This window comes from Streptosporangium canum, from assembly GCF_900113865.1.
GTDB classification, from domain to species: Bacteria; Actinomycetota; Actinomycetes; order Streptosporangiales; family Streptosporangiaceae; genus Streptosporangium; species Streptosporangium canum.
Genome location: NZ_FOQY01000035.1, coordinates 1 through 12,400, shown reverse-complemented (window position 1 = coordinate 12,400; position 12,400 = coordinate 1). Strand labels below are relative to the sequence as shown.

Below are 12,400 nucleotides of genomic sequence, written 5' to 3'. Positions count from 1 at the left end.
TACGCTTGAAACGCGCGAGGGGGAGTTGTCAGTGGTCGGGCCGTACCGGGGACTGTTCAGCGCGCCCGGCGTCAAAGGTTTCGTGATCGCCGGATTCGTCGGGCGGATGCCGATGTCGATGCTCGGCCTCGGCATCATCCTGCTCATCGAGGCCCTCACCGACTCCTTCGCCATGGCGGGCGCGGTCGCGGCCACCGTCAACGTCTCCTACGCCGTCGCCGCGCCCCTGACCGGACGTCTGGTGGACAGGTTCGGCCAGGCCAGGGTAATCGTCCCGCTCACCATGGCACACGGCACCGCGCTGACGGGCCTGATGCTCTGCGCGCAGTTCGGGGCGCCCGCGTGGAGCCTGTTCGCCGCCGGCGTCGTGGCCGGCGCGAGCGTGGTGTCGCTCGGCTCGCTCGTGCGGGCCCGCTGGTCCCACCTGCTCGCGGGGTCGGCCAGGCTGCACGCGGCGTTCTCCTTCGAGTCGGTCGCCGACGAGGTCGTCTTCGTCGCCGGGCCGGCGCTGGTCACCGCCCTGGCTACCATGATCAACCCCTACGCCGGCCTGATCGTCGCCCTGACCTGCACGATCGCGGGCACCCTCGCCTTCGCGATGCAGCGCGGCACCGAGCCGCCGGTCAACCGGGGCGAGAGGCACTCCGGCAGCCCGATCACCATCCCCGGGGTAGCCCTGCTGTCGTGCGTCTTCCTCGCGATGGGCGCGGTCTTCGGCTCGGTCGACCTGATCACGGTGGCCTTCGCCGAGGAGCACGGGGCCAAGGCCGCCGCGGGACTGCTGCTGGCCTCGTTCGCGGGCGGCAGCCTGGTCTCCGGGCTCTGGTACGGCGCGCGGCAGTGGAAGCTCTCGCTGCGCGGCCGGTTCGTCCGCGCTCTCGGGGTGTTCGCGGTCGGCCTGACCCCGATCGCCCTGATCGGCGACGTCAGGGTCATGGCTCCGGCGCTGTTCCTCGCCGGGCTGGCCATCTCCCCCACGATCATCACCGGCTACACGCTGATCGAGCGGCTGGTCCCGGCCCGCCTGCTCACCGAGGGCATGTCGTGGGTGTCCACCTCGGTCGGCTTCGGCGTGGCGCTCGGGGCCTGGGCGGGCGGCCGCCTCACCGACGCGTTCGGCGCCTCCGACGCCTACGGTTTCTCCTTCGCCTGCGCCATACTCGCTGTGATCATCGGCATCGGCGGCTCCGCCTGGCTGCGGACCCCTGTTCCGCAACAGCAATCATGAGTATTGTTCACATTCGCGGGAGAAGCGAGGGTGGACCGGTAGCCACCGCATGACCATGCGTGCTTCTTGACGCCGACAGGCAAGGAGCATGCATGAGCGAGGTCTTCCGCAACTGGGCCGGCAACCAGTCCGTCACTCCGGCGGAGGTCCGTACCCCCTCGTCGGCGGAGGAGGTGGCGCGGGCCGTACGGGAGGCCGCCGCGTCGGGGCGCCGGGTGCGCATGGTCGGCACCGGGCACTCCTTCACCGGGGTCGCGCTGACCGACGGCCTGCTGCTGCGGCCGCACGCGCTGACCGGCATCCGGGAGACCGGCGACGGCTGGGTGACGGCGGCGGCCGGGACGCCCCTGCGCGTGCTGAACGAGGAGCTCCACCGGATGGGCCTGGCCCTGGCGAACATGGGCGACATCACCGCCCAGACCCTGGCCGGAGCCATCCAGACCGGCACCCACGGCACCGGCCGGGACGTCGGCGGGCTGGCCGACCAGGTGACGGGGCTGGAGCTGGTGCTCGCCGACGGCGAGGTCGTCACGGTCTCCCGCGGCGGCACGGGGAAGATCCGTGACGGGGTGAGCGAGCAGGACCTGTTCGACGCGGCCCGGGTCGGCCTGGGCGCGCTCGGCGTGTTGACCGCGGTGACCTTCCGGGTGGAGCCGTCGTTCCTGCTGCGCAGCAGCCGGCAGCCGATGCCGCTGACCGAGATCCTCGACTCGCTCGACGCGATCACCTCGGACAACGAGCACCTGGACTTCTTCTGGCTGCCGCACACCGACACCTGCCTGACCAAGCGGAACAACCGCAGCCCGGGACCGGCCGACCCGCCGAGCGCGTTCAGGCACTGGCTGGACAACACGTTCCTGGAGAACACCCTGTTCGGCGCCTTGTGCGGGGTCGGCGGGCGCTTCCCCGGCGCGATCCCCCGGCTCAACGCGATCTCGGCGGCGGCGCTGTCGGCCTCGACCCACACCGACACCTCGTACAAGATCTTCACAAGCGTGCGGGACGTGCGTTTCCTGGAGATGGAGTACGCCGTCCCGCGCGAGCTCCTGGGCCAGGCCCTCCGCGAGACCCGCGACCTCGTGGAACGGCGGGACTGGAAGATCACCTTCCCGATCGAGGTGCGGGTCACCCCGGCCAGTGACGCCTGGCTGTCCACCGCCTACGGCCGGGAGACGGCCTACGTCGCCTGCCACATCTACCGGCCCACACCGAACCCGGCCTACTTCGAGGGCGTCGAGGAGATCATGACCAGGCTGGGCGGCCGTCCCCACTGGGGCAAACTCCACACCCGCGACGCGGGCTACCTGGCCACGGTCTATCCCCGGTTCGGCGACTTCCGGGCCCTGCGGGACCGGCTGGACCCGGACCGCGTGTTCGCCAACGACTACCTGGACACCGTCCTGGGCTGATCCCGCCGCGCCTCACTGGCCGTCGTCAGGGCCCTGCTGGTCGGGCACGTCACTCGGGAGACCGCCCTGCTCGGGGGCGACCGTCTCGCTCGGGGGCGACGGGACGCCCGGCTTCTCACCGGGCCCCGACGACGGGTCGACCGGGGTGGGACCGGACGTCGGGGCCGAGGTCGGGTCCTGGGTGGGCGTCGGAGGAGGGGTGGACTCCGAGGTGGGCTCCGTCGTCGGCTGCCGCGTCGGCCCGGAGTCCGCGGTCGAGGCCGGTCCGGGAGTCCTCTCCGCCGTCGTCGAGGGGGCCGGACTGGCCGGCCTGGACGTCTTGACCCGCTCGGGGCCCTTCCTCCGCTCCCCCGCGCCCGGGTTGAGGCTGGTGCCCGAGCTCTTCTCACCCTTGAGCGTGCTCGACACGGGCTGCCCGGTGAGCCCCTCGAACCCCAGGATGACCCCCATGCTCACCACGAACGTCACCGCCGCCGTCACCGCCAGCATCCAGACCTTGACGCGGGGGCCGCGGGTGATGATCCTGGGCATCTCGGCGGTGGCCGGGTTCACGTCCACCACGACGAGGTCGTCGAGGCTGTTGACACTCTCCGCCGGGGTGCCGCCGACGGCCGGGAACACCGAGGTCGGAGCGTCCGGGTCCACCGGGGCGGGCCCGCCGGCCTTTCCTGCCGGGACCTCCTCCCGTACGGTGGCCTGCACGGCCGTCGCCAGCTCTCCCTTGCCCTCCACCTTCTTGGGCGGATCGTCGTCGGTCTCGTTCGTCACCAGGAGGGTGAGCTGGCTGCCGGTGCGCTTGAGGTAGTGGGTGTAGACGGCCCCGCCGACCGTGCTGCCCACGCTCATCACGGCCGCACCGATCACCGTCCCGGCGACCCCCAGGTACGAAGCGGCCACCGCGGCCGTCATCGTGGCCAGAGCGCCTCCCACGATCTGCGGCACGCTCAGATCGAACCTCTGCTGGCCGCCCATTCCCCGAATCAGTCCCTTCTCACAAGCTTTCGGTAAAGGGGTGCGTAAAGGCTCCCTCCGAAGAATGACGCATCCGCGTGTCCTGTTGTTCCTGTGACCTGTGCGACAGGCAGATTCGCAGACGCCCCGCGCCGCCCAACCCCGAGGGAGTACGCCGGAGATGACATTCTCCCGCCGTTCGCACCAATCACCGCTCCACGCCACACCGGCCGCCGTGACCGCCGGCCGCGGTGACGGCACGGACCCCGCCGGCTCGCCTCCGCGCGCCTGCGGGGTCCCGGCCCGCCGCCCGGAGACCGGCGGGCAGGCCTCGACGTCATCTCCCGGCTCTTGCCCCAAGTCCACGACGGCACCGGGAGTTATTCGGGAGAATCCGTCGAGGACCCTGAACGTGCTGCTCCACACCGGTACCCGTAAGTAGATGAATGGAGCAAATGTGACCGGCGTCACATCGCTGCGAGCCCCATCCAGGAAGGCGATGTTCGGACATGCCGGGTACGGTGCTGGCAGGCAACCGGCACACGCGAGAGACTCAAGGGTCCGGGGGAAGATTGAGCACGACGACGAAGGGACTCGCATGCAGGAGCTCCGACTCGTCGCGGTGAGTGAGGACGGGACCTATCTCGTGCTGGCGACAGCCGGCCGGGGCACCCGGTTCACGCTGCCCGTCGACGACCGGCTCCGTGCTGCCGTCCGCGGCAACTTCTCCCGTCTCGGCCAGTACGAGATCGAAGTGGAGAGTCCGTTGCGCCCCAAGGAGATCCAGGCCCGGATCCGTGCCGGCGAGACCGCGGAGGAGATCGCCGCCACGGCGGGCATCCCGGTCGAGCGCGTGCGTTGGTTCGAGGGCCCCGTGCTCCAGGAACGTGAGTACATGGCTCAGCAGGCGCAGCGCTGCGCCGTGCGGCTGCCGGGCGACTCCGCTCCCGGTCCCACCCTCGGCGACCTGGTCGCCGAGCGGCTGACCCGTCGCGGCGTGCCCGCCGACGAGATCGACTGGGACTCCGCCAAGCGCGACGACAACCTGTGGCGGATCAAGCTCGGTTTCGTTTGGAACGGTCACAGCCGCAACGCGGAATGGATCTTCGATCCGCGCCGGCGCCACATCACACCGCACGACGACGAGGCCATGCGCCTGTCCGCCGGGGAGTACGTCGAACCGGTGGAGGATTCCATCGTCACGCCGTTCGTGCCGCGCGTGGCCAAGCTCGCTCCGGTGCCGCCGCTGGCGCCCGAGCCGCTGAACCAGCCGCCGGTGTCGTTCCCCTCGGTGGTGCGCAACGAGCCGCCGGCCCCGGCCAGGCCCGCCTACCCCCAGCCCGAGCCCCCGGCCGCCTACGAGCAGCCGCCGATGCCGCCCATCCCGCCCGGATACGAGGCGCCCAGGCCCTCGGTGCCGCCGCTGCGCGCTCCGGACCCGGTCGGCTACACACCGGCCAGGGCCCCCGAGCCCGCCATGCGTGAGCAGGTCAAGGCCCCCGAGCCCGCCGCGCGTGAGCAGGTCAAGGCCCCCGAGCCGGTCATGCCCGTCGCACCGGCCGACGCGCCGGAGCAGGAGAGGGCGTCCGAGCCGGCACCGGCCGTGCCCGAGCCCGCCGCGCGCGAGCAGTTCCGTTCCCCCGAGCCCGAGCCCGTCACGCCGGTGGCGGCCGCCGAGCCCGAGCCGGTCGTCGTGAAGGTTCCCGAGATCGTCCCCGCCGAGGCCGGCCCTGAGCCTGCCGAGCCCCTCCGGGAGCGGCCCGCTCCCGGACCGGAGCCCGAGCCCGAGAGGGCCGAGGCGCAGGAGCCCCCGGCTCCCGAGCCCGTGGCCGAGAAGGACCCGGTCCAGGAGCCCTCGATAGCCGTCCCGGCGGCGCGCGTCAGCGTCGACGAGCGGCCCGCCCAGGCCGAGCCGGTCAAGGAAGGGCCGCGGCAGGCCGACAGGGCGGGGGCGCAGGAGAGCGAGGCGGGCAAGCCCGCGGCGGAGAAGCCCTCGGAGCCCTCGAAGCCCGTCGAGCCGCCGAAACCCGCGGAGCCGCCGAAGCCCGCACCGGCGCCCGCCCGGCCCGCGAAGAAGGCCCGTGGGCGGCGCGCGTCCGTGCCGACCTGGGACGAGATCATGTTCGGCGCCCGCCGCCAGGACTGACCGCACCGCTGAGAGCGGGGGCGACCGGACAACCGGTCGCCCCCGCTTCGCCGTACGGGAAGGTCAGGGCCGTTCGGCGGTCTCGGTCGCGACGAACGGGGCGAGCCAGCCGGGTGTGACCTCGGCGGCGAAGGCCACGCCCGCGGCCTCGCCGACGTCGATCGCCTCGTAGCCTCCGGTGCCCGCGCCCACCCCGGCGACCACGGTCAGCAGGCCGGCACGCCGCTGGAACCACGTCTGCCGCAGGGTCCAGCCGACCACGGCCCGCTCCTCCACCACGGCCTGGGAGCGGCGCAGCGACCCCGACCGGACCGACAGGCGGGCCCCGTCGTAGGTGTGGCCGAGGGACCGGTAGCGGTCCAGGCCGAGCGGGACGCCCAGCAGCGCGAGGACGAGAGCGGGCGCCGCGAGCCCCCACCAGATCGGGGACCACGCCACGGCGAGCACCGCCGCGCAGGCGGCGACCACCAGCCACGGGAAGATCGCCCGGAACAGCCGGCGCCGGCGCGCCGCCACCGGATGGGCCCGCAGGCCGGTGGCGATCGGGCCGATCGCCTCACCCACCACGTCCAGCACGATGGCGCGCGGCGCCACGGGCATCAGCTGGCCCCGGGTCTCGGAGTCGCCGAGACCGGTCACGATCGCCCAGGCGCGCGCGAACCCCGCCCAGCGTTCGGCCGGCCCCTCCACCAGCTCGAACCCGCGCACCCTGCGCCGCTCCAGCGACACGCTCCGGCGAGTGAGGAGGCCCCGCTCGGCGACGAGGTATCCCTCCCTGGCACGCAGGGTGAAGTCCCAGTTGAACACGGCGTACATGACCGTGCCGACGACCGGCATGGCGAGCACCAGCAGCACCAGCGCGCCGACCAGGAGAGCGGGGTGCCTCCAGAGCCACTCCCCCGCGCCCACCACGGTCCGCCCGTCGATCCTGAACTCCGAGCCCCACTGGAACGCCAGGCCCACGGCACCGGCCACCAGCGCGAACGGCGTCAGCAGGTAGGCCCCCGACAGAGGACCGTAGGCGAGCCACTTGCGCGGCACCACGAAGAACACCCGCTCGGGGGTCGTCTCACCGACCTCGTGCCGGGCCTCGCGGGGAGCCGCGGCCCCCGGCGGCCCGGCGGACGGGCCGGCCGCCGGCGCCGCCGCGAGGTCCGGCCCGGCGGACGCCCGCGCCGTCTCCTGCGCCTGGGCGCGCCGCGCCATCCGGGCACGGGCGTGCCACAGGAGCACGGCCTTGAGCCGCTCGGCCTCCTCGACGGTCACCCCGTCGAGCTCGCCCTCCTGCTTCTCGTCGCCGCTCGCCCCGGTGTCGACCCTCAGCACGGCGATGCCGAGCAGCCGGTGCAGGGGCGGATTGCTGACGTCGACACCCCTGATCCGCTCCAGCGGGATCGTCCGCACCGACCTGCTGATCAGGGCCCGGGTGAGCTCCAGCCGGTCGCCGGCGATCCGGTAGGTGAAGGTCACCCAGCGGACGGCGGCGAAGACGACCGAGCCGACGACGCCGAAAGCCGCCCACCCGAACGAGCCCGGCGAGAACCCGCCGATGAACAGGACACCGGCCAGCGGCAGGAAGAGCGAGGGCAGCATCCGGATCGGATCCGTCAGCAGCACTTTGGGACTGAGTCGCAGCGCCGGTCCGGTCGGCGGCGGGCCGTATCCCTGGCCGGCCACCGGCGGCCCACCCTCCGGTACGGCCTGCGGGCCTGGCGGGAAGCCTCCGGGGGCCGCCGCGAGACGGGGGTCCCCCTGGACGTCCGGCTGTCCGGGAGGGCTCTGGTGCTCGTGAGAGCTCTGGTGCTCGTGAGGGCTTCGGCGCTCCGAAGGGCCCGGATACTCGGGAGGGCTCCAGTGCTCCGGAGAGCTCCGGGGCTCCGGGGGGCTCTGATACTCGGGAGGCTCGGTCACGTGGCGTCGTCCCTCAGCTCTTCGGCCCGCCGGGCGAGCTCCTCGGCCAGGACGGCGGCGACCTCGTAGTCGAGACCCTTGATCGTCGACGATCCCGCGTGGGAGGCGGTGCGGATCTCGACCGTGGCCAGCCCCAGCGTCCGCTCCAGCGTGCCCTGCGTCTTGTCCACCGTCTGGATCCGGCTGACCGGGACGAACGCCCACTCCCTGCTGATCCATCCGGAACGGGCGTAGACCACGTCCCCGCTGAACTCCCACCGGTGCACGGCGTAGCGCCAGAACGGCTCGACGATCGCGCCCGGCACGACGAGCACCGCCACCACGACCGGCAGCCACCAGATGCCGTCCACCAGCCAGAGCGGCAGCCAGGACCACCGGTCGGCGTCGATCCACCGGGCCAGGAAGAACGATCCGCCGACCAGGACGACGGACCAGAAGACCTGTTCCAGCAGCCACAGCGTGACGGCCTTGCGGGCGACCCGGTTGGCGGGGGCGCGCAACGGGACACGACCGCCGCCGGGGGGACGCCCGCCGCCCGCCCGGTCCGCCGCCGCGGCGCCGCTCGTGGCATCCCTGTACTCATCGGCTCGGTCGCTCACGCTGTCAAGCCTAAAGGGTCGTGTCCGGGCGGGCGGACCGCCGTGTCAGCGATCTGTCAGCGGGCTCCGGGCCGAGGCGGCCGGGGATCAGAGAAGTGTCAGTGGGACGGTGCACCCTGGGGACCGATCACTAGGGAGAGGTGCCGATCATGCGATATGCCATTCAGGCCGAGGGCCTGGTGAAGCGCTACGGGGAGACCCGCGCGCTGGACGGGGTCGATCTTCTCGTGCCCCAGGGACGTCTGCTCGGCGTCCTGGGGCCGAACGGGGCGGGCAAGACCACCGCCGTACGGATCCTGGCCACGCTGCTCCGGCCCGACGGGGGCACGGCCTCCGTCGGCGGGTTCGACGTGGCGAGGCAGGCCCACCAGGTACGGTCGCTGATCGGACTCACGGGCCAGTACGCCGGGGTCGACGAGACGCTCACCGGGGTGGAGAACCTGGTGATGATCGGCCGCCTGCTCGAACTGTCGCGGGCCGACGCCAGAGCCAGGGCGGCCGAGCTGCTGGAGCGGTTCGAGCTGACCCATGCCGGGGGCCGGGCGGCGAAGACCTATTCGGGGGGCATGCGCCGCCGTCTCGACCTGGCCGCCAGCCTGGTCGGGCGGCCCCAGGTGCTGTTCCTCGACGAGCCGACCACCGGTCTCGACCCGCGCAGCCGTACCGAGCTGTGGAGCGTGGTGCGCGACCTCATGGCCGACGGGGTGACGGTGCTGCTCACCACCCAGTATCTGGAGGAGGCCGACCAGCTCGCCGACGACATCGTGGTGTTCGACCACGGCAGGGTGATCGCGTCGGGCACCTCCGACGAGCTGAAGGCGACCACCGGGGCCCAGGTCCTGGAGGTCCGGCCGCTCCGGCCGGACCATCTCGACCTGGTCGTCCAGGTCGTCGCCGACGTCATCGCCGAGGTCCCCACCGTGACCGGTGGGAAGGCCGTGGCCTCGGTGCGCGACCCCGCGGTGGTGCCGGCGATCGTGAGGCGGCTGGACGACCTCGGGGTCGTCGCCTCCGAGCTCTCGCTGCGCAAGTCCAGCCTCGACGAGGTTTTCCTGGCCCTGACCGGCCATCCCGCCGAGGACAGGCAGGCCGACGCCAAGGAAGAGGTGTTCGCGTGACCACGATGACCGTACCGGCCCCGGCTCCGGCCAAGCGGGTCGGCCTGTCGGCGGGGTTCCGCCAGACGATGACGCTCACCTGGCGCAGCCTGGTGCAGATCAAGCACAACCCCATGGAGCTGCTCGACCTGAGCGTGCAGCCGGTGATGTTCCTGCTGCTGTTCACCTACGTGTTCGGCGGCGCCATCGCCGGCAGCACCGAGGACTACCTGCAGTTCGCGCTGCCCGGCCTGGTCGTGCAGAACGCGCTGTTCGCCACATTGACCACGGCGATCGGCCTCAACACCGACATCACCAAGGGCGTCTTCGACCGGCTGCGCAGCCTGCCGATCGCCCGCACCGCGCCACTGGCGGGCCGGATCATCGCCGACACCGCCAAGCAGCTCTGGGCGCTGTTCCTGTTCCTCGGGATCGGCACGATCCTGGGCTTCCGGATCCAGACCGGGGTGGCCGGCGTGCTGGGCGCGGTGGCCCTGCTGCTGGCCTTCGCACTGGCGATGTCCTGGATGTCGGTGCTCATCGGCCTCAAGGCGAAGGACCCGGAGAAGGTGCAGATCTTCGCGTTCTCCCTGATGATGCCGCTGACGTTCACCAGCAACGCGTTCGTGCCGACCGACACGATGCCCGGCTGGCTGCAGGTCTGGGTGGACGTCAACCCGGTGACGCAACTCGCCGACGCCGTCCGCGGGCTGCTGATCGGCGGCGAGGTGGCCGGGCCGGCGATCAGCTCGCTGCTCTGGGCCGCCGCGCTGGCGGTGGTCTTCGCCCCGCTGGCGATCCGCGCATTCCGCAGCCGGACCTAGTCTGTCGGGAACGCGGAGACCGCGGCCGGCGGACGGGCCGTGGCGGGAACGCGCCGTTGAGAACCGAGGTGGTCGAGTGCTGGTGGTCCATGGTGCCTGGGTGGACGGGCGGCTGGGGGTCTGGGCGGAGGACACCGCCCGGGCCCCCGCGCCGGCCTCCCGTGCCGCGCTCCGCCCCCATCCTTTCGCCGCCCCCGCGGCCGTCCTGGCCGCGGCCCTCGGCGTGGCCGTCCCCGGCGGAGCCCCGGCGAAGGCGGCTCCCCGGCGGGGCTCCGCGGAGACCGGGGAGGGCGAGCTGACCATCCTGCTCCCCGGCTCGACCGGCGGCCCGCTGCCCTCGCCCGAGTCCGGGCTGGCGAGCTCGGCGCGGAGCCCGAAGATCTCCGCCTGGCGCGTCCCCGCGCTGCTGCTCCGCCCGGTCGACGCCCTCTCCCTGCTCGCCTCCCTGTCCGCCCCGGACGCGGGAGCGGGCCCGTCCGGGCTCGACTCCGATGACGTGCCCGGGAGTGCGGCGGAGCTCGGGTGGGGTCCCGCCCTCTCCCTCCGCTACTTCGCCGTGGTCGCCGAGCACGCGCGCGGCCTGGTGCGGCGCGGCCGGATCCTGCCCCGGCTCGTCGTGGAGGGCGACGGCCACGCGGCCCGCTGGCGGCCCGTGCTCACCGGCGCCGACGCGACGGTGCTGCGCGACCTCGCCGCCGCGATGCCGCCGGTCTGCAGGGCGGTGGCCGAGGAGCGCCCGTCGGCGGACGTGCTGCGCGCGGCGCTGGACGGTCTGGTGGACGGCGTGGCGCGCCTGTCGCTGCCCGACCGCCTCATCCTCGGCAACCGGCCGAGGACCAAGGCGCCCCTGCCCGACCGCTGGCTGTACGCGCTGACCGGCGAGGACGCCGCGCTTCCCGCCGCCAGGCCCGACGAGGCGGCGGCGCTGTCCGGCGCACTCGACGGGTGGTCCGCCTCGGCGCACGAGCTGGACGGGCCGGTCCGTGCCTGCTTCCGGCTCATCGAGCCCGCCGGGGAGGGCGCCTCCTGGAAGGTGGAGTTCGGTCTCGTCCCCCGCGTCTCCCCGACCGGCTCCGGGGAGGCGGACGGGGAGGGCGCCTACCTGTCCGCCGACCGGATCAGAGCCGGTGAGAGGGCTCCCTGGCTGCCCGAGCGGCCCGAGGAGGTCCTCCGTGCCGACCTGAGGCGGGCCGTCCGCCTCCACCCCGACCTCTACAGCGCGCTGCGCGACCCCGAGCCGTCCGGCCTGACCGTGGAGACGGCCTGGGCCTTCTCCTTCCTCCGCAACGGCGCGCCCATGCTGAGAGCCGCCGGTTACGGCGTGCGGCTGCCGGCCTGGGCGGGCCGCCAGGGCCTGGGGCTGAAGCTGACCACGCGCGCGGTCTCCGGGGATGAGGGGTTCGGCCTGGACCGGCGGGTGAGCTTCCGGCTGGACGTGGCCATCGGCGACCACACGATCACCGGGGAGGAGCTGGCCGGACTGGCCGCGCTGAGGATCCCCCTGGTCCAGGTCAAGGGGCAGTGGATCGAGCTGGACGACCAGCAGCTCAAGGCGGCTCTGAAGGTCGTCGAGCAGCGGGGCGGCGGCGAGCGGACCGTGAGCGAGGTGATCCGCGAGGTCGTCGACGGCGGCGACGAGGAGCTGCCGCTGGTCGCGGTGGACGCCGACGGCCTGCTCGGCGACCTCCTCTCCGGCGAGGCCGAGCGCCGGCTCACCCCGGTCGGCGTGCCACGGACCCTGGAGGGGACGCTCCGCCCCTACCAGGAGCGCGGCCTGTCGTGGCTGAGCTTCCTGTCGGATCTGGGGCTGGGCGGCATCCTCGCCGACGACATGGGGCTCGGGAAGACCGTTTCCACCCTTTCCCTGCTCCTGTCCGAGCGTGAGAGCGGCGCCCACCCGCCGACACTGCTGGTCTGCCCGATGTCGCTGGTCGGCAACTGGCAGAAGGAGGCGGCCAGGTTCGCCCCCTCGCTGCGGGTCTACGTCCACCACGGCGGCACGCGCAAGCGGGACGACGAGCTGGCCGGGGCCGTACGGGAGGCCGACCTGGTCGTCACCACGTACGGCACGGCGCTGCGGGACCTGGGGGCGCTGGCGGCCCTGGAGTGGGGCAGGGTGGTCTGCGACGAGGCGCAGGCGATCAAGAACAGCGCGGCGCAGCAGTCGCGGGCGGTGCGGTCGATTCCCGCCCGCACCCGGCTGGCGCTGACCGGCACCCCGGTGGAGAACCACCT

9 protein-coding genes are annotated in these 12,400 nt (G+C 73.1%); 6 read left to right on the top strand and 3 right to left on the bottom strand.

All coding sequences use genetic code 11. The annotated features are described in order from the left end of the window. Window positions 1–31 precede the first annotated feature (31 nt). Together BM085_RS34735 and BM085_RS34730 are read left to right on the top strand one after the other, a co-directional pair. The gene (locus BM085_RS34735) at window positions 32–1,228 is read left to right on the top strand and encodes an MFS transporter (RefSeq protein WP_093891033.1); all 1,197 of its coding nucleotides are present in this window, start codon (window positions 32–34) and stop codon (window positions 1,226–1,228) included. A 92-nt stretch (window positions 1,229–1,320) separates the two neighbouring features. Continuing rightward, entirely contained in the window at window positions 1,321–2,637 is a 1,317-nt protein-coding gene (locus BM085_RS34730; protein ID WP_093891032.1) for a D-arabinono-1,4-lactone oxidase, read from the top strand. Window positions 2,638–2,649: 12 nt separating this feature from the next. Here the strand turns inward: BM085_RS34730 and BM085_RS34725 are convergent, their stop codons facing one another. Then, a complete protein-coding gene (locus BM085_RS34725; protein ID WP_093891031.1) occupies window positions 2,650–3,609 on the bottom strand; it encodes a hypothetical protein in 960 nt (319 codons plus the stop codon). A 577-nt stretch (window positions 3,610–4,186) separates the two neighbouring features. On the opposite strand from BM085_RS34725, the gene sepH reads away from it, so the two are divergent. Further along, window positions 4,187–5,734 (top strand): septation protein SepH, encoded by a 1,548-nt coding sequence (gene sepH, locus BM085_RS34720; RefSeq protein WP_093891030.1) that lies wholly within the window; start codon window positions 4,187–4,189, stop codon window positions 5,732–5,734. A 63-nt stretch (window positions 5,735–5,797) separates the two neighbouring features. Here the strand turns inward: sepH and BM085_RS34715 are convergent, their stop codons facing one another. Next, window positions 5,798–7,351, bottom strand: coding sequence for a PH domain-containing protein (locus tag BM085_RS34715; protein WP_177245426.1), 1,554 nt, complete (start codon window positions 7,349–7,351; stop codon window positions 5,798–5,800). Between the two features lie 290 nt (window positions 7,352–7,641). Further along, window positions 7,642–8,244: a PH domain-containing protein gene (locus BM085_RS34710; RefSeq protein WP_342742923.1), complete on the bottom strand. Its 603-nt coding sequence runs from the start codon at window positions 8,242–8,244 to the stop codon at window positions 7,642–7,644. Window positions 8,245–8,393: 149 nt separating this feature from the next. On the opposite strand from BM085_RS34710, the gene BM085_RS34705 reads away from it, so the two are divergent. The 3 genes from BM085_RS34705 to BM085_RS34695 all read left to right on the top strand — a co-directional run. Then, window positions 8,394–9,362: an ATP-binding cassette domain-containing protein gene (locus tag BM085_RS34705; protein WP_093891092.1), complete on the top strand. Its 969-nt coding sequence runs from the start codon at window positions 8,394–8,396 to the stop codon at window positions 9,360–9,362. Between the two features lie 5 nt (window positions 9,363–9,367). Then, entirely contained in the window at window positions 9,368–10,165 is a 798-nt protein-coding gene (locus BM085_RS34700; protein WP_245789875.1) for an ABC transporter permease, read from the top strand. Window positions 10,166–10,241: 76 nt separating this feature from the next. Further along, window positions 10,242–12,400 (top strand): DEAD/DEAH box helicase (locus BM085_RS34695; RefSeq protein ID WP_093891027.1); only part of this gene is annotated, 2,159 nt, incomplete at its 3' end.

Excerpts from the sequence above, each read along its gene's own strand:
- BM085_RS34730 (WP_093891032.1), top strand. The coding sequence starts at position 1,321 with ATGAGCGAGGTCTTCCGCAACTGGGCCGGCAACCAGTCCGTCACTCCG.
- BM085_RS34725 (WP_093891031.1), bottom strand. The coding sequence starts at position 3,609 with ATGGGCGGCCAGCAGAGGTTCGATCTGAGCGTGCCGCAGATCGTGGGA.
- sepH (WP_093891030.1), top strand. The coding sequence starts at position 4,187 with ATGCAGGAGCTCCGACTCGTCGCGGTGAGTGAGGACGGGACCTATCTC.
- BM085_RS34705 (WP_093891092.1), top strand. The coding sequence starts at position 8,394 with ATGCGATATGCCATTCAGGCCGAGGGCCTGGTGAAGCGCTACGGGGAG.
- BM085_RS34700 (WP_245789875.1), top strand. The coding sequence starts at position 9,368 with ATGACCGTACCGGCCCCGGCTCCGGCCAAGCGGGTCGGCCTGTCGGCG.